The sequence below is a fragment of the Pelagibaculum spongiae genome, from assembly GCF_003097315.1.
In the GTDB taxonomy this organism is placed as follows: domain Bacteria; phylum Pseudomonadota; class Gammaproteobacteria; order Enterobacterales; family Pelagibaculaceae; genus Pelagibaculum; species Pelagibaculum spongiae.
The window spans coordinates 378,257-395,130 of sequence record NZ_QDDL01000001.1 but is presented as its reverse complement, the minus strand read 5'-3'; the positions used below and the strand labels follow the sequence as shown (position 1 = coordinate 395,130).

General features: G+C 42.4%; 19 protein-coding genes. 11 read left to right on the top strand and 8 right to left on the bottom strand.

From position 1 onward, the window contains the following. Positions 1 to 184 precede the first annotated feature (184 nt). Complete coding sequence (locus DC094_RS01725) at positions 185 to 973, top strand: hypothetical protein (RefSeq protein WP_133245438.1); 789 nt, start codon at positions 185 to 187, stop codon at positions 971 to 973. A 160-nt stretch (positions 974 to 1,133) separates the two neighbouring features. On the opposite strand, the gene DC094_RS22665 is transcribed toward DC094_RS01725, so the two are convergent. Then, positions 1,134 to 1,256, bottom strand: a complete 123-nt coding sequence (locus DC094_RS22665) for a hypothetical protein (RefSeq protein WP_255420853.1) — start codon at positions 1,254 to 1,256, stop codon at positions 1,134 to 1,136. A gap of 77 nt (positions 1,257 to 1,333) precedes the next feature. Between DC094_RS22665 and DC094_RS01720 the strand changes: the two genes are divergently transcribed. Together DC094_RS01720 and DC094_RS01715 are read left to right on the top strand one after the other, a co-directional pair. Beyond that, on the top strand, positions 1,334 to 1,939 hold the full coding sequence (locus DC094_RS01720; RefSeq protein ID WP_116685360.1) for a DUF2238 domain-containing protein: 606 nt from the start codon (positions 1,334 to 1,336) through the stop codon (positions 1,937 to 1,939). 192 nt (positions 1,940 to 2,131) lie between these two features. Then, positions 2,132 to 2,593: a DUF2489 domain-containing protein gene (locus tag DC094_RS01715; RefSeq protein WP_116685359.1), complete on the top strand. Its 462-nt coding sequence runs from the start codon at positions 2,132 to 2,134 to the stop codon at positions 2,591 to 2,593. Positions 2,594 to 2,658: 65 nt separating this feature from the next. Here DC094_RS01715 and DC094_RS01710 read toward each other — a convergent pair whose 3' ends face one another. Together DC094_RS01710 and DC094_RS01705 are read right to left on the bottom strand one after the other, a co-directional pair. Next, positions 2,659 to 3,186: a P-loop NTPase family protein gene (locus tag DC094_RS01710; RefSeq protein WP_116685358.1), complete on the bottom strand. Its 528-nt coding sequence runs from the start codon at positions 3,184 to 3,186 to the stop codon at positions 2,659 to 2,661. A gap of 113 nt (positions 3,187 to 3,299) precedes the next feature. Next, positions 3,300 to 3,599 (bottom strand): hypothetical protein, encoded by a 300-nt coding sequence (locus DC094_RS01705; RefSeq protein ID WP_116685357.1) that lies wholly within the window; start codon positions 3,597 to 3,599, stop codon positions 3,300 to 3,302. 1,181 nt (positions 3,600 to 4,780) lie between these two features. On the opposite strand from DC094_RS01705, the gene DC094_RS01700 reads away from it, so the two are divergent. After that, entirely contained in the window at positions 4,781 to 4,987 is a 207-nt protein-coding gene (locus tag DC094_RS01700; RefSeq protein ID WP_116685356.1) for a cold-shock protein, read from the top strand. Positions 4,988 to 5,443: 456 nt separating this feature from the next. On the opposite strand, the gene DC094_RS01695 is transcribed toward DC094_RS01700, so the two are convergent. Next, positions 5,444 to 5,671 (bottom strand): hypothetical protein, encoded by a 228-nt coding sequence (locus DC094_RS01695; protein WP_116685355.1) that lies wholly within the window; start codon positions 5,669 to 5,671, stop codon positions 5,444 to 5,446. Between the two features lie 175 nt (positions 5,672 to 5,846). Then, on the bottom strand, positions 5,847 to 6,269 hold the full coding sequence (locus DC094_RS01690) for a cupin domain-containing protein (protein WP_116685354.1): 423 nt from the start codon (positions 6,267 to 6,269) through the stop codon (positions 5,847 to 5,849). A gap of 62 nt (positions 6,270 to 6,331) precedes the next feature. Between DC094_RS01690 and DC094_RS01685 the strand changes: the two genes are divergently transcribed. Then, a complete protein-coding gene (locus DC094_RS01685) occupies positions 6,332 to 7,222 on the top strand; it encodes a LysR family transcriptional regulator (protein ID WP_116685353.1) in 891 nt (296 codons plus the stop codon). 45 nt (positions 7,223 to 7,267) lie between these two features. Here DC094_RS01685 and DC094_RS01680 read toward each other — a convergent pair whose 3' ends face one another. After that, a complete protein-coding gene (locus DC094_RS01680) occupies positions 7,268 to 8,182 on the bottom strand; it encodes a pseudouridine synthase (protein WP_116685352.1) in 915 nt (304 codons plus the stop codon). Positions 8,183 to 8,373: 191 nt separating this feature from the next. On the opposite strand from DC094_RS01680, the gene DC094_RS01675 reads away from it, so the two are divergent. The 3 genes from DC094_RS01675 to hemH all read left to right on the top strand — a co-directional run bounded on the left by DC094_RS01675 (position 8,374) and on the right by hemH (position 10,312). After that, positions 8,374 to 9,030 (top strand): glycoside hydrolase family 19 protein, encoded by a 657-nt coding sequence (locus tag DC094_RS01675; protein ID WP_116685351.1) that lies wholly within the window; start codon positions 8,374 to 8,376, stop codon positions 9,028 to 9,030. A gap of 43 nt (positions 9,031 to 9,073) precedes the next feature. Beyond that, positions 9,074 to 9,226: a hypothetical protein gene (locus DC094_RS21980; RefSeq protein ID WP_158527189.1), complete on the top strand. Its 153-nt coding sequence runs from the start codon at positions 9,074 to 9,076 to the stop codon at positions 9,224 to 9,226. Positions 9,227 to 9,292: 66 nt separating this feature from the next. Continuing rightward, positions 9,293 to 10,312, top strand: coding sequence for a ferrochelatase (gene hemH, locus DC094_RS01670; RefSeq protein ID WP_116685350.1), 1,020 nt, complete (start codon positions 9,293 to 9,295; stop codon positions 10,310 to 10,312). Positions 10,313 to 10,393: 81 nt separating this feature from the next. Here the strand turns inward: hemH and DC094_RS01665 are convergent, their stop codons facing one another. Beyond that, complete coding sequence (locus tag DC094_RS01665) at positions 10,394 to 11,545, bottom strand: hypothetical protein (protein ID WP_133245437.1); 1,152 nt, start codon at positions 11,543 to 11,545, stop codon at positions 10,394 to 10,396. 275 nt (positions 11,546 to 11,820) lie between these two features. On the opposite strand from DC094_RS01665, the gene DC094_RS01660 reads away from it, so the two are divergent. Then, on the top strand, positions 11,821 to 12,582 hold the full coding sequence (locus tag DC094_RS01660) for an SDR family NAD(P)-dependent oxidoreductase (RefSeq protein ID WP_116685348.1): 762 nt from the start codon (positions 11,821 to 11,823) through the stop codon (positions 12,580 to 12,582). Positions 12,583 to 12,685: 103 nt separating this feature from the next. On the opposite strand, the gene DC094_RS01655 is transcribed toward DC094_RS01660, so the two are convergent. Further along, complete coding sequence (locus tag DC094_RS01655; protein ID WP_304598346.1) at positions 12,686 to 12,850, bottom strand: CCGSCS motif protein; 165 nt, start codon at positions 12,848 to 12,850, stop codon at positions 12,686 to 12,688. A gap of 244 nt (positions 12,851 to 13,094) precedes the next feature. Between DC094_RS01655 and DC094_RS01650 the strand changes: the two genes are divergently transcribed. Together DC094_RS01650 and DC094_RS01645 are read left to right on the top strand one after the other, a co-directional pair. Continuing rightward, positions 13,095 to 14,582: a cryptochrome/photolyase family protein gene (locus DC094_RS01650; RefSeq protein WP_116685346.1), complete on the top strand. Its 1,488-nt coding sequence runs from the start codon at positions 13,095 to 13,097 to the stop codon at positions 14,580 to 14,582. 616 nt (positions 14,583 to 15,198) lie between these two features. Continuing rightward, positions 15,199 to 16,338: an ISAs1 family transposase gene (locus DC094_RS01645; protein WP_116685345.1), complete on the top strand. Its 1,140-nt coding sequence runs from the start codon at positions 15,199 to 15,201 to the stop codon at positions 16,336 to 16,338. The last annotated feature ends 536 nt before the right edge of the window (positions 16,339 to 16,874 follow it).

Sequence of the window (16,874 nt, the reverse complement as noted above, 5' to 3'; positions counted from 1 at the left end):
GTCTGTTATTTATGGTTCTGCGCTTGATGTGGGTTGTGTTGAAACTTTATGCGAGCCACAACAATAGAATCGAACCTATTAAAAGCAACAAAATAAACCAGCCCAGCCGATCAACCAGCATTGCAGCTCGCCGCTAATTCGCGCATTATGGCCGCTTGTTCAAAAGAAGTTGCTGTAGATGTTATTGAAAGGGAATTTTACCGAGTTTTATCTGGGCTTTTCAGCTGCGAGTTCTAAAGCACAGGCAAGGAAAGCCTGCGATGAAGCTGCTGCTTCACTAAGTGATGCGTTCCAGAAATGGCGCGTCAGTTCTGGCGTGCGCATCCCGCTTGACTGTGATTTATCGCAGGACACATTAGCTTGGGGTGATTTGATTAATCAGCTAGATTTGCCGCAATCACCGTTATTAATTCCATTTCATTGGCCTGAAAATACCAAAACACTGATTGCCAGTTGGCAGCAGCTAATCAAAATTTTCCCGTCGACCGCTGAAGCTGACTTTGCACTGCAAATGCTTTCAGATGCTGGTGACCAGCTACAACACAATCGACAAGCTTGGGCTGATGAAATTTTTCGTTGCTTAAAAGATGCGCTCTATGTCGTAGCGAACAACTTTCAAGCTAAAAAAACGACTCAACTGGAACAGCAGCAGTTAGCTGATGCATGGCTAAAGGCAGCAGAGCGGTTGCTAGAACAGAGGCAATCGCAAGCTGAGTTTGTAGCGATTAGGACCGATGCTGAGCAAGCTGAGCAAGCTTTTCCTATGAGCTGGCGACAAATTCAGCGGTTCTTGATCCGCTTTGCCGGCCTGGCTTCCAGTATCGATTTGGAGCAAGTGATGCAGCAACAGCAAGCTATCGAACGTAATCAGCAGCAAATCCTTGAGCAAAACCAGCAGCAAATGCAGAAAATGCATGGCATAGAAGCCAAGTTAGATAAATTACTGCAACAGCAAACCGAAACCGCCAGTTAACTTCCCTCTTGTTTTTCTCGTGGCAGCTCGGAGCAAATGATTGGGTACTCGTCATTCTCGCCAAGGAAGACGGGAGCCCATTAACAAGAAAGTTAAAGCTCCAGCCAAACCATCAGAAATTAAATTTTACCCTCCGTAGCCATAGATTCCGTACTTCCAGTTACAGAATGACGCGAGGGTCAGCAAGTAACCGCGTCATTACTTTTAGCGCTAACATGCCAATATGGTGCTTTTGTCTTTGATCTGCATCAAGCGAAGCTTTACCCGAATTAAGCTCGTTCACAGTTTTTTACAATCAGGATTGCGCCTAAAGCATTAATTATTTCATACTGTTGTCTGACCAAATCAACCGGAGTGCTTATGGCTGTCAGCCGTTTCCCATCAATTCTTGCCCTAGTATTCATTGTTTTTTTTATTGTACTGGGAATAGATCCAGTATCTCGGGAAGTATGGTTGGCCGAAGTTATCCCAGTGGTGGGGGTTTTTCTGATATTGCTGGTGAGTTACCCGGCATTTAAATTTAGTAATCTAGCTTATTTGATGATGGCGTTCTGGATGTTTTGGCACACCGTCGGCGGCCACTACACCTTTGCCAATGTGCCATTCGGTTTTGTCACGGATCTATTGGGCAGCGAGCGAAATCATTTCGATCGAATTGGCCATTTCTCGGTCGGTTTTTACGCCTATCCATTAATGGAATATATGACCCGCCGCCGCTTTGCCGGTGTGTTGCAAGCCAGCTTTATGGGGCTGTTCTTTATTATGGCGGTTGCGGCGGCCTATGAAATTATTGAATGGCAATATGCAGTAATAGAAGGCGGTGAAGCCGGAATTGAATTCCTCGGTTCGCAAGGCGATATCTGGGATGCGCAAAAAGATATGCTCTCCGATACCTTGGGTGCGCTGTTTTCAATCGTCCTATTTTGGATGGTTCGCCCGGATAAAAAAGTCAGAACCGTTTTTTAGGCCAACAACATTTCTATGTCGGCGGGGGCTGATGGTTGGCCCTCGCTTCATTTCAAATCGCTGGCAAATCTCAATAGGCGCTTAGCCATAGTCCTTGCGCTCGATACTGCCGAAATCACCTCGAATGGATGTCGCTGGTGCCTCTGTTATAATATGCGCATCAGGTTGTTCTTTTGAAGTGGAAGTTTACCTATGAATGGATTTTGGCTGCTGACGGCATTGATAATTATCTGCCCGTTGGCAATTTATGCAGGCTTTCTGCTGCAGAAGTTACGGGCACAACAGCACAAGAAGTTGGAGCTGGAAAAGCAGGCGCAAGCCGGTATTGCGAAACGCACTAAGAAAATTCGCGATTCAGTTGAAACCATCGCCCGCATGATGGTCGAGCAAGACCTTAATATTTCCGAAGGTTCTATCCGCATTGGTAAAATGCTCGAAGGCTGGCCAGGCAAAAGCTACGACTTTGAAGGCGATTACACGCAGTTATTTACCTTGTTCCGTAAAGCGAATGAATTCGCCATTCTTGATGAACGAAAAGAGCTGGCTAAACAAGATTTAATGCGCCAGGACTATCAACGAGAACTGCTGGAAGCTGAATATAAAGAAAAAGTGTTGGAAGACGCCAAGCGGCTTTTGGGGCATTCGTGGACATAACAGCGTGTTGATTTGAGAAAGGGCCGAAAGGTCCTTTTTTTGTGCTTGAGAAGTCTAGCTGCTTACTATGTATATGTGCATGTTTGTGAGCTTGCCTGTGAGAGATATAAATTAATTTCCTCTCTATTTTTGAGTCTGTGCTTTTTTCTTTGGAAAGATTGAAAGAGCTGGTTGTGAAATGAATATGAAGCTTTTGAGCTTCTGTTTTTATATTCGGATGCCCATGTAACTAACTTGTTGAAATTTCTCTCTGCTAGATCTTGATTAAGTTGTTTTGAGCTTTCTGAACCCCTATTAATTAGGTTTCCCTTACATTCGTCCCAAGGCAGATCTAAAAATATGATTTCGCTGGCTGCTGGGATGAATTTTTCAATCAGGCTGCCAAATACACCCTCGACTACCCAATTATCGTTAGACTTTATTTCATTTATTCTTTGGTCGATGGCTTCCTGTGATCTTTTTTGAAAATAGCCTCCAGGAAGCCAAAAAATACTATCAAGATTCACCTCTAATGATTTAGTTCTCTTCGATAGTTCGCCAGATAGCCAGCTTTTTCCTGAGCCGGAATTTCCAAAAATAAGGATTTTATTCATATGGTTAGATTAAAATCTCTCTGGTTGTAGAACATGGTAATGAAGGGGTGATGTAACTAGATTAGAGCCAAACCAGCAAAAGGCCTGTTTAAATAGTAGGTATTTGCAAGCTTTCAATCGCTCTCAGAGCGAACATTGAACTTGCCAATGAATGCCATGCTAAAAAATAGTATTAGTCGATCCAAGACGTCGCCTAAATAAAATAGCTTTTTATTTTTAGAAATTTCTGCCTTTACCAAAATCAGCTCGTGAACAATTAAGTTGCATTGATCGTTTGAAAAAGAAAGGTCCCGATAAAAATCATTTTTGATGCGAAGCAATTGAGCGTGAGATTCAGTAACAAAAGAAAAGATCTCTTCTTCGTGATGTTCAATGCTTTCGCTTGTTGAGCCAAAATATAAATCAAATGCCATAGTTGTTCGCTATTTGGTTGATTGTTTTGCCAAGAGCTGAATTACGCTTGATATCCAGCTGTGCCGCGTAATACACCAGCGAAGTCGTGATCTAGTGCTAATGCTCGTTAACTGCTAAAGGCTGCTTATGAGTTACTTGGGAGCAAGTTTACGCCGGTAGCTTTAGAATCGGCAACTACCAGAGTCAACAGGCTAATTGAAATTGATAGAGAGCCTAAAGCGGATAGCTACCACTCATTATCCGATAGATTCTTCCAAAACATCTCTATATAGATAGCCTGCCGGTTAACTGGTAGTCATAGGACGGCATTGAGGCTAAATAGATATTTTTTTGCGGGTAGTTGTTTTTATAGCTATTTTTTGTAGCTGTATTCTTGTTATTATGCCGGTAGTCGCTTGTTATTGCGCGCTGGGCATTAAATTTGTCGAATGATCGAGTGAATTGGTTTTACGGTTGTATGTACACACAGTTGGCGCTGTTTTGAGGCATTTGATCTGCACAGTTTTGTAGCGTCAGGTTTTCTCTAACTACGATACACCGGTAAGTCATTAAAATTATCGACAATAAATCAATTAGTTAGATATCGCCCATTCTAAGATAACAAGAAACCTGTTATCTTACGTGCAACGAGCGATTAAGCTTGTTTGCGAGGGTTTAGGGTTTATCTAAAAAATGCTTTTAGATCAACTTGTTATGGAAACCTCGATTAAGCAGCTATCATGTTGTCTTGGAAGCGCCGTTGAAGACGGTTTGAACAGTGCATCGGTTAGGTGTCGATTGGTGAGAAGCCAATAGATTTGCTAATGGTTAACTAATTGTTCGTTAGCGTTTTGAAGCATGAGTTGGTTGTAGTGCTGAGTAATTTGCAATTGATATAAGATTGATTATTTCATGCTGCTAAGTTTGGCGACTGATTTATGAGCTATAAGTATCCTCGTTAAGGATTGCTGCAGAAGTACTTGGCTTGAGCCAAGCTAATAAGTAAAGTAGTTGTGATCGTAAATGTTTAACAGGTCGATGGATTCAGGCTTGCTAAAGCGAACACCTCTCAGTACTAAAAGTCCGTAACTGCATTCTTTAATGTTTGATACGGCAAGCGTTTTACCTAATTTCTATTTATACTCGAACCGGTGAATTCGGGTATGATTATTACATTTCACCAATAATATGAGTAAAGAACATGAGCAAAGGAACAGTTAAGTGGTTCAACGCCGACAAGGGTTTTGGATTCATTACTCCTGAAGATGGAAGCAAAGATTTATTTGTTCACCATTCAGAAATTCAAGCTGGCGGCGGATATGCTACTTTGAATGACGGCCAACAGGTTGAGTTTGAAGTTGGTCAAGGCCAGAAAGGCCCATGTGCAAATAAAGTAGTTCCTCTTTAGAGCACATAGAATACCAAGTCAGTTGGACGGCTTTGCCGTCCTGCTGCTTTGGAGTTAACCTCGCAACGCCCCTCTTTCTCGATTATTTGTTCTAAGCCAAGTCCCTTTGATTGTCTGTCTAAGCCAAATCATTAAAAGCCGTTAGCTCATACTATCGAAACACGCATCAGCTACATCCTCAACAAGACTCAGCTAAATCTATCATCGGCACCATCGCTAAATTATTACAGCTATCAACTAACCAGTTGTGCCAAGTCAGAGTGAATACTTCTTCAATTTAGGTGTGTCTGCAGGGATCGTCAGCATTTTTGATTCCAGTATTTGTCCTAGTTTCAATTATGATAATTGCGCTGTTATTCAGAGGGGTAATGAAGCAGGTGTGTCTAGAAAGCTTGTGTGATGGTGAAAAAAAACCGCGACATGCTGGTCACGGTTTTTATGCTGCAAACTGCTGAGCTAAATGACTTGACTGTATTCTATAACAACTGAATCTGGTGCAATTAAGTCCAGAAATGGCTTGCTATCAGGGTGGGCTAAAAAAGCATCTAACCCAATTTTTGCGGCATCCATGTCTCTCCAGAAAACAACCTCGACCCATGTGCCATTGTCTTGTCGACTGATATAGCGCTTGATATACCCATCAATTTCATCAAGAATTGCATCAGTTGCAACTGCTTTTTGCATTAGCTCTGCTGAAGATGCTGTGTTTAGTTGTTTAAATGTAACGTACTCTATTACATTTGGGTTTTCTAAAGTATGTGTTTGCAAAGCCATTATTTACCGTGGTGTCGAATTGAAAAATCAATCATATGTGATAGAAACTAAATAAAGTGCTGATTTATGACAACAAGCAGTGATTTTATTTTTCAGGAAGCAGTAGATCGCCTTTGTGATTTTGCTGAATCAATAAAATACAAGCTTCTGGACCTTTGCAGCGATCGTTGTGAAATTCTTTTCCAGGCTGAAAAACATATGAACCTACTGGCAGTCGCTTCCATTTGCTTCCAATTTTGTGTTCCCAGACGCCCTGAATTGTAATTCCATTGTAATCATGAGTATGTGCATGGCTTCCGGTTTCAAAACCTGCAGGCAAGCGCAAATAAGTTCCATTGGCACCTATAGCCCGATCGCCCCATAACACTGAAAAGTCTATGGGTGTATTGCCTAATTTTGACCAAGGAATTTCTTTGGCCGAAATCATTTGCCCTTTAGTTTGGTGTGCTGAAACGCTTGAAACACTTAGTGCCAAAGTGATGGCGAGTGACGTTAATAATAATTTCATGGATTTTCTCTGGTGATCAATATGATTACCTAGTTTAGATTTGTTTTGCAAAAGGAAAATATGTGACTACGCAAAATGATATTTCATCGATGCAAAAGCTGTTTGGCAGCAATGAGTTACTTTTTATTTATGCGTTGTGCCAAGGCGGTACTTTAGAAAAAGCAGCCAAGCTATTAGAAAAGAACCCATCGTCGGTATATCGAGCGATTCAAAAGATTGAGCAAGCTATAGGTGCGCCACTTTTTACCCGTTCCAAGCAGGGCTATGCACCCAATGATTTAGCGAGAGAGTTGGCGGTTCAGGGTGAAGTGGTTTTCAAAGCAATTAATACTGCCAATGACTTTTTAAGCTCAGGTCAGCGCGATGGAAAAGTAACACTAAAAATTACCACAACCGATTTGTTGTTTTCATGTTGCTTGCTGCCAATATTTGCCCGTTATTCTGATGAGAACCCAGCAATCGATTTTAATATTAGCATTAGCAATGACACCTCAATGTTATGGGAAAGAGAGTTTGATTTAGCGATTAGGCCGACTAATTTTCCACCAGAAACAATGATTGGAAGAAAAATAACTCAATTTTCTCATAAGGTTTCTGCCAGCAATGCCTATTGGGAAAAGCTTAAAAGTAATAAAACAGTGCAAACTTGGCTAATTCCCGGTGGCGAAATTAAAAACCACTACTACAAAATATGGTCGCAAGAAAATGCACAGGCCGATGCATGTTTTCATAGTTTTGATTCAATGCTTGCTATTCGAAATGCGGCAATGGCTGGTATAGGTCAGGCTATTTTGCCCGATTTGAAGGGTGCTCTAGATGGTTTGGTTGAAGATAGTCGCTGTCATTTTGCTGAAAAAACAGATCTTTGGTTGTTATATCATCCAGATAGTCGAGCGAATCAAGCGATTTCAGATTTTGCTCGATATATTCAAAGTGAATTGTCTGATCGATAATGTAAAAACCAATTGCAGATATGTAAGCGGCTTCAAACCGTCAAATTAAAAATTTAACCCTTCGCAGCTGACATCAATTTTTTGTTGAGTGATCGGGTCGGTAAAACGTAATCTTTTTGCCAGTAGCTTTAGTGGGTTTTCAAAATCATCGGCGGCTTTATCTAATAATTGCGGATATAGCCGATCATTATGAATCGGCATTCCCAAGCTCATCATGTGCAACCTTAGTTGATGCGTTTTTCCAGTGACCGGTTCCAACTCAAATAATCCTAAGTTGTTGTTCACTTCAATCAAACTAATTTCAGAATGGCTGTTGGCTTCACCGTCGATAACATGTCGCATGAAGCTAGGCGTTGCTTTAGCAATATGGTTTCTGACAGACCAGTTTTGAGGTACGGCTAATTGGCCTTGTTCAAGCTGCTGCAGCGGGCTCGATAAAGTAGCGATTGCTTGGTAGGTTTTGCTTATTTTTCGTTGTTTGAATAATTCATGGTACAGATGGCGATTTTCAGGTTGCTTACACAGCAGCATAATGCCTGCGGTAGCACGATCTAACCGGTGGCTTGCCACAATATTCGGATTATCCAGCTTTAGTCTTAAGCGATTGACCAAACACTCATTTACAAAATTGCCGCTGGGATTAACTGCCAGAAAATGAGGTTTGTAGACCAGCAATATATGGTCGTTTTGGAACAGCAGTTTTTCTTCAAACGGAATTAGCGACTCCTTTGCTACTTCTCGGTAGTAATAGACCCGTTGCCGTGGAACAAACTGACTGTCTAGCGAAATTAGCTGGCCATCGTGCCAATGCACTTTGCCATCAAGGATTCTCTGTCGCCAAACATCTGCGCCTATTTGCGGGAAATGGCTGGTTAAAAAACCGAACACGGTCGGTTGGTCGGTAACAGTTTCAGGTAATACTACAGAAGACGCTTGGGCGGCTCGAACCGATGACTTCATAATGCCAACTTGATGAAAATAACTTGGCTATATTAACCAAAATTTCCGATGCGACCTAGATTGAACTGCTAAAAAGTGACTAGAGGGTGGCACAGGTACAAGTGGTTTGGCCGGAATGAACAATAGCCATAAGGTCATCAAAATTAACTTTTGTCACACTATAGAGACCTGTTTATTTGTTGGGTCTAACTATGTCTGATATCACAGAAGCGCACAGCGATGTTTCCTTGTTAACGGTTGAAAAGCTATCGCAGTTACTCAGTCATGATGCGGCTGATCTTGCCAGTAAGTACTTCTTACCACTGGAACAGCAGATGCAGCATTACCAGATAAATACACCGCTCAGGCAAGCACATTTCCTTGCACAGCTCATCCATGAAAGCGGTGGTCTGCGCTATAACGAAGAAAACCTTAATTACAGCTCTGAAGCATTAAGGAGTGTTTTTGGTAAATATTTTGAGTCCGATGAAATGGCCAATGCCTGCGCCCGAGCGCCCGAACAAATCGCCAATATTGTTTATGCCAATCGAATGGGTAATGGAGATGATGAGTCGGGAGATGGCTGGCGCTATCGAGGTAGGGGGTTAATTCAATTGACCGGCCATGATAATTATCAGCTTTTTGCCGATGCTTGCGGTATTGATGTGATCTCAGATCCAGATCTTATCGCCAAGGAAATTCCATTGAGTGTCGCCACTGCAACCTGGTATTGGGATCATTGCCAGCTGAATCAATTGGCTGACAAAGATGACCTTAGAGAAATTACTCGTCATATTAATGGTGGCGATAACGGTTTGGAAGATCGACAGCGATTATTAGACGATGCAAAAAATATGCTGCAAATTTAAAGAATTCTAAAAGCAATATAAGTAAGTGTGTGAAGGCTTTATTATGAAAATAATAAAGCCTTTTTTGGTTACTTTTATGGTTGATGATACCAAACGCTTGATGGGCTCAGGTGTATTTTTCAGAACCCAATATGATGATTTGAAATCTAGTTACGTTGGTGGCTGGTTTAACCGTCTGATGCCAAGTATTATTTAGCCAACTTAGCCGTTGCCTGCCGCTAGGCTTAAGATTGGCAGCCTTGATCGAGTGAAGAGACGAACAATGCAATTTACTGGCCAGACTGAATACGATCATGAAAACAGTAGTTTGAAGAAAGGAGTGCTGTTGTGCAATCTGGGAACACCAGACGCACCAACGCCAAAAGCCCTAAGAACTTATCTGCGACAATTCTTGAGCGATTACCGAGTCATCGGTATTCCCAAGCTACTATGGTGGGTGATTCTCAACTTAGTTATTTTGCCATTTCGGCCAAAATCTTCCGCCAAACTCTATCAACAGGTTTGGACCGATCAGGGTTCTCCTTTGCTGGTCACCGCTAAGGCCCAGCAAAAAAAGCTACAGCAAAGGTTCGATCAACAATTTGGTGAAGGCCAAGTGCCGGTTGCTTTAGGCATGAGATATGGCAACCCGTCTATAGAATCCGCTATTCAGCAGCTGACCGATCAGAATGTTCGCGATATCGTAGTCTTGCCGCTTTATCCGCAATATTGTGCCGCCACCGCAGGCTCAACTTGGGATGCTCTAGCTGACACACTAAAGAAATATCGCTGGGTGCCCAGTGTTCGATTTATTAATGGCTACCACACCACCGATGGTTATTTAACCGCGTTGGCGGCATCAATTCAGCAGCAGATTGATAAAACCGGCATGCCAGATAAAATCATTTTGTCATTTCACGGCACACCGGAATCTTATTTAAAACAGGGTGATCCGTACCACTGCTTCTGCCATCAAACCACACGCTTGGTTACTGAGCGGTTGGGGTTAGAAAAAGATCAAGTAATGACCACTTTTCAGTCACGTTTCGGCAAGGCTGCTTGGTTGCAACCTTACACAGACAAAACCTTACAAGCATTGCCTGAGCAAGGGGTGAAAAACATTTTAATCGCTTGCCCGGGCTTTTCTGCTGATTGTTTGGAAACCATTGAAGAGATTGATGCTGAAGGGCGTGAAACATTTATGCATGCCGGTGGTGAACAATTTCATTATATTCCTGCGCTTAATGACAGGGATGATCATATTGATGGTTTGTATGATTTGGTGACGAAAAACTTCAGTTGATTTAAATTGATTGATCAAGAAAAGCTCGGCAAATAAATTGCCGGGTTTTTTTTGTTTTTATATAAGCTATTAATTCTATGATTAATAGTTTGTTACAGCTTTAAAGTATGCATCGTCCCAGTAAGCAGAAAACTCACCTTCTCCCTTAATGCTTTGAATAATGCTAACTCTGGCACTTGTAGCACCGCTAGGTGATTTCAGGTTTTTAACCACCAGATTTTGCCAGCCACTCATTGGTTTTGGGTCAATATGTTTGCGATCGGTTGTGCTTTGTCCTTGGCAGTTCTCTTTCTCATACCAGGTTACCCGAAACCGTCCGCCGCCTGTTTGCGTAGACGTTTCACTTTGTTTAAAGCGGACGCCCATTTCGAATATTTGCGGCAGGCCAAAGTTTGTACATTGATAGGCTACGCCGGTTCCTCTGCTGCCGGATGGTGAAACAATTGTTCCTAGGAGTGCACCGCGGTTATGGTAACCATCTTCGGCAGTCCATTGGCTTTCAGAATAAGCACGCCAGTGCTGATTATCTTTATCAAACGCACTGTTTTTCAGATAATTTTCACCTGCAGGCAGCACATATTTGCTGTTCACCGATGGATTGTCGGGAATTGCCTGGCTGAGTTTGGTTGGAATCAAACTGATATTATCCCAATAGCCATGTGCCAGAGGAAAAGGGCTTGCAATATTAAACCAGCTAAGAACCCAGACTAGAAAACTTTTTAAATAACCCATTTCCTTTGCAGAAGAATGTTGATTCTGCGCTAGAACAATTTTTACCGATTTTGCATTCAAACTGGCAGTTAGGTTTTTGCTGTATAGATTTTGCCAACCATTTTTTATTTTAGGCCTTAAGAAAGTGCCTTGCTGTCCGCCTTTGGTACAGTTGTCACCGTCATACCAAACAACATGTATCTCATGCCCGTAGCGCTCAATGGGAAGTGAATCATAACGAAAAGATGCATTCAGGCTAAAGTTCCTGGCGTTTTCAATTTGTATGCATTGGCTGGCGGTCTTAGCGTAGATATAGCCATCACGTAGGGCCGCTTCAGCATTCATTAAAATACTACCTGAGCCGTCAGCGCCATTATTCGCAGACCAGCTTAAGGGAGTTTGTAACTGCCAATATTGAGACGATTGCTCAAAATCACCGTTGTTGATCATGTTTTGACCAAGACTGGCGGCCATTGCATTGCTGCTAAGGAGAAGTAGAAGTAGCGGTAAGAAACGTTTCATGCATTTGCTCTTATTATTTGTTATTTATCAATCGATAAGAAAGGTTAGTTTTTTGATGGTATTGGCTCGATATGCATTTTACGGTTGATTTTTGTTGATTGCATTGGTCAATTATAATGCCGTACTGTCGGTGTATTTTCCAATGAGGAAAGTACAAGAAAGGATTTGCATGATTTATTTCGAGATAAGCTTGTTAGCTTGAGCCTTCCCTAAGCCTGCTACACTGCTTCTCTGCAGTCATTTTTTGGCTGAAGTGCAATGAACAGGAGTCAGTAATGGATGACACAAACCTACTTGCCAGCTTTCCCGGACCGTTAAATATCGCCATTATTGGCAGCTCAGGCGCGATTGGCTCAGCGATGATGAGTTTAATAGGCAAAGAACTAGCGGGTGCAAACCTTCATTTGTTTGCGCGTTCTTGCGCTGCTACACCGGATGACTTGCCAGCTTTAGCATCCATTCGCTGCCATTCGATTGATTTAACTGACCCGGATTCAATTGAGCGTGCAGCAGAAACTATTGAGCAGCCGTTAGATATGGTGCTGTTGCTAACCGGGTTGTTACATCAAGATGATCTCCAGCCAGAAAAAAGCCTGAAAGATATCGATGCGGTAGCAATGCAAAAAGTATTCGCTATTAACACGATTGGCCCTGCACTGGTTGCTCAAGCATTTTTACCTAAATTAGCCAAAAATAAAAAAACAATATTTGCTGCGCTCTCTGCTCGAGTAGGCAGTATTTCAGATAACCGATTAGGCGGTTGGCATAGTTACCGTGCTTCAAAGGCGGCATTGAATATGCTGATTAAAAACTTTTCAATTGAAGTGGCCAGGAAAAACAAGCAGGCGATTATTGTCGGGTTGCACCCGGGCACTGTTGATAGTCGATTGTCTAAACCTTTTCAGAAAAATGTTAAGCCAGAACAGCTTTTTAGTGCAGATTACTCTGCCAAAAAACTTTTACAGGTGATAGACCAATTAACAGTTAAAGATAGTGGTGGATGTTTTGCCTGGGACGGCAAGAAAATTCCGGAGTAAATCGCTAGCTTTAAAAAAATGCCAGAAGCTTAAACTTCTGGCATTTTTTTGATTTTAATTCCTGCAACGGTCGAGCTTTATCGATGTGCAGTTTAAATCGATATTATGAGCATGAACCACAGCAGAAACCTGGCTCATCGTGCTTCTTTTCAGCTTTTTTAGTTTCTGCTTCAGTAGGTGTTACTTCTGCTGCAGTCGCTTCAGTTGCTGGCTTGGTAGTTTCAACAGTTTCTTTAGCTTGTTCGCTCATAACATGTTCCTCAAATATAGTCTTTTAAACCGGCAAATAGGTTTAGCTTGCTGATTAGTTTATCGATGCGAATTCGTCCTCTGGGCTGATGAATCTGCATCGGATTTGAATCTTTCAGCGAGAGTAAAGTGCTTGAGTGGTTCACTCAACTATGTCTGATCCATGAAACTGATTACAATCAAGAACAGCGAAAACTATCCGGCATTCTGATCGTTTTCTGAGAAGCTGAGTCGGTATTTTAAACTGTGACAAGGAGTCGCTTATGGTTTCTATTATCTGGTTTCGACAAGATCTGAGGTTGTCGGATAACCCCGCTTTACACGCGGCAGTAGCGCGTATGAAGTCTTGCGGTGGCAAGCTGCTGGCAGTCTATATCGATGATCAGAAGTGGCCGAAGGCATCTGTTGCTGGTGCTGCCAGTCGATGCTGGTTACACCACAGTCTGCTTGCACTTGATCATTCTCTGAATGGGCGCTTGCTGGTTTGTTCCGGTGACCCGGCGAAGATTCTTGCTGAGCTGGCTGAGCAAACCGGGGCTGATTCAGTCTACTGGAATCGTTGTTATGAGCCTTGGCAGGTTCAGCGAGACAAGCAAATAAAGGCCAAATTCAAGCAGCGAAACATAGCCTGTCAGAGTTTTAACGGAAGCTTGCTATGGGAGCCGTGGCAAGTGCTTAAAAAAGATCAAACGCCTTATAAGGTTTTTACTCCGTTCTACCGTCGTGGCTGTCTGTCTGCACAGGTGCCCAGAGAGCCATTACCTGCGGTGGATTTAAATCAGGATCAGTTGCTTGATATTTCCAAGCTAACGAGAAGCTCGATAGATCAATTAAAGCTGTTGCCTGAGCATAATTGGGCCGATGATATGTTGGCACGTTGGCAAAATACCGCAGGTGAATTGCAAATTGGTGAAAATGCAGCGAAGCAACGTTTGGCGACCTTTCTCAATCAAGGGTTAGCTGGCTATAAACAAGGCAGAGATTTTCCAAGTCAATCTAGTGTTTCCCGTTTATCACCGCATCTGCATTTTGGGGAAATTTCGGCAAATCAGGTCTGGTATGCAGCAACAGATAAAGTGTTGGCTGATTCTGGCGCAGATACATTGCAAAGCGATCTTGATCATTTTCATAGTGAGCTGGCTTGGCGTGAGTTCTCTTACTATTTGCTATATCACTTTCCTGAAATTCCCACTGAAAATTTCCAGAAAAAATTTAATAATTTTCAGTGGAAAGCAAATGAAGCGTATTTATTAGCATGGAAAAAAGGCCAAACTGGAATTCCAATTATTGATGCTGGTATGCGTGAGTTATGGCAAACCGGTTATATGCATAATCGAGTGCGAATGTTGGTCGGTTCATTTCTGGTGAAAAATCTACTTCAACCATGGCAGGAAGGAGCGAGCTGGTTTTTTGATTGTTTAGTAGATGCTGACCTGGCTAGTAATAGCGCCAGCTGGCAGTGGGTAGCCGGTAGTGGTGCCGATGCCGCACCTTATTTTCGAATCTTTAACCCGGTCACCCAGGCCGCAAAGTTTGATGCAAATGGCGAATATATTCGCCGCTATGTTCCTGAAATTGCAGCGCTGCCCAATAAATACCTGTTTGATCCTTCCAATGCGCCTGATGACATATTGCAGCAAGCAAATATTAAACTTGGTAAGGATTACCCATTCGCAATTGTTGATTTGAAAGCTAGCCGTGAGCGAGCACTAGCAAAGTTTAAAGACCTTGGTAGCGCTATAGAAAGATAATACGATTTTATTGATTCCTCTAAACATTGATACTCAAGCCTTGTGGTGGGCAACTGCCATGAGCGGCAGCAGCGGCGTGTTGGCGAGCGCTCGACGATTTGCTCATGCGATAGGTGATAGGTTGAGCCTGAAGCAGTTTCGTCAGCGAGTTAAAGAATAAAGGCTGAGAGCAAACAAAGGCCTGGCGAGAACAATAAGCCGTAGAAGCAGCTAAAATAAACTCCAACTCCGGTGGTACCTCACCGCCTAGCTAGCCTTTTCAAACAAAGCTTAAAAACCAAACTAACCGGACCTGATCCAGTATTTTTGCTGCGCTAAATTTCATAGAATCACATCAGTTGCGCAGAAACTGTTGGGTGAATGTGACTGGCGGCAGTATTTTGCGCCAATAGCCGTTATTAGAGTGATTGATAGAGATATTAATCAAATGATCGCTGGCGTTGGGTTTGCGGAATTAAATCGATAAATTAATTGCTTGCCCGCGTAGGTTGCACGGAGCGCTATGCGCGACCTGCAACTTTCGGGGGTATCGATGAATTCCCTATAGGCAATAGATCCAGGGCAAACGCATAAAAAAATGTTAGAATACAGGCATTTTTAATCTTAGTGTTTAGCCATGTCACCTACTGTTCTTGATTACTTTTCAGATATCGAAGATCCTCGCCAAAAAGGTAAGGTCACTCATTCCCTAGATAAAATTCTTTTGATCAGTCTATGCGGCATGCTATGCGGTGCAGATGACTGGGAGACCATTGAAACATTTGCTGAAAATAAACAAGCATGGCTTGGTCAGTTTGTTGATATGAGTGATGGCGTTCCCAGTCACGACACCCTTGGAAGAGTATTCTCAAGAATACGGCCTGAGCAGTTCACGCAATGCTTTATTGAGTGGGTTCAAGGATTTATTGAACAACACAAAGATGTAGATAAAGAAACATTGTCTGTCATTGCACTCGATGGGAAAACAGCCCGAAGAAGCCAAGACAAAAGAAATAGCAAGAGCGCAATGCACATGATGAATGCCTGGTGTTGCGCAAATCAGCTCGTGCTGGGGCAATTAGTGGTAGATGAAAAAACTAATGAAATTACTGCATTACCCGACCTACTGAAATTGATCGACGCACAAGGCAGTATCATTACTGCAGATGCGCTAAATTGCCAAAAAGATATCACTCAAGCGTGTATTGAATCGGGCGCAGATTATTTGCTGGCAGTAAAAGGTAATCAGCCTACATTACACGAGTATATTCATGATTATTTTGAAAAAAAGAAACCCAAAGCTTACAGGCGCCCAGAGATTAATTTTTTTGAAAGTAGTGAAAAGAATCGAAACCGGGATGAAATTCGTCGTTGCTGGGTGGCAGATGCCTCTGACTTAATACCAAATCGAGCAGAATGGACATCGCTAAACAGCATTGTCCGGATAGATAGAAGCCGAACAATCGATGAAAAAACATCTTTCGAAACACATTATTATATTTGCAGTAACAATCAGTTATCAGCAGAAGAGGTTCTTTCAGCAGCCCGGCAGCATTGGCAGGTGGAAATCATGCACTGGACGCTGGACATGTGTTTCAGAGAAGACGAACAACGTGCTAGAAAAGACTATAGTGCAGAAAATATGACGATTATGCGGCAAGTATCAATGAATTTATTGAAGCACGATAAGACACCAAGGCTCAGCATGAAAAGAAAACGGCTGGTAGCTTGCATGAATGAAAGCTACCTTGAGAAGCTGTTGTTTTTAAATACCTGATCATGCGTTTGCCCTGGCAATAGATCGGGGATGACGGTGAATTTCCTGCAAACATTATGTCGGAATTGTTTTGTGGTTTTTGGTGGATCTATCAACCGTTGAAATCAATTACAAGGCTGTTCCGTACAACCTTTAGCCTTGTAGCCTGGGTAAGCTTCAGGCGCACTCGGGTTTTTCAGAGTGTTTTATATCTTCCGAATCCTTAACGTGATTCAGCCATAGAAAAATGAGTCGTTTAATTAAACCCTAACCAGATATTTAAACAAGCCTCTCGCGTCAAACCACCAGACTTCCAGTACCAAATAACTCACCTCAAAGCCATCAAAGCAACCTGCAGTGAAAAACTGTATATGAACAGTCTATTTCTGAGAGCGTTGGTTTTTATGCGCGTTTTGACTGAACGGTATCGCTAGAATGCGCGTTTTACCGAAGGTAAACCAGTTTAAATAACATCATATCAATAGGTTGAGGTGAGTCCGTTCCGAAATAACGAGAAACCTGTTATCTTGAGATAACAGGCATGCGCGGTTTCTCGG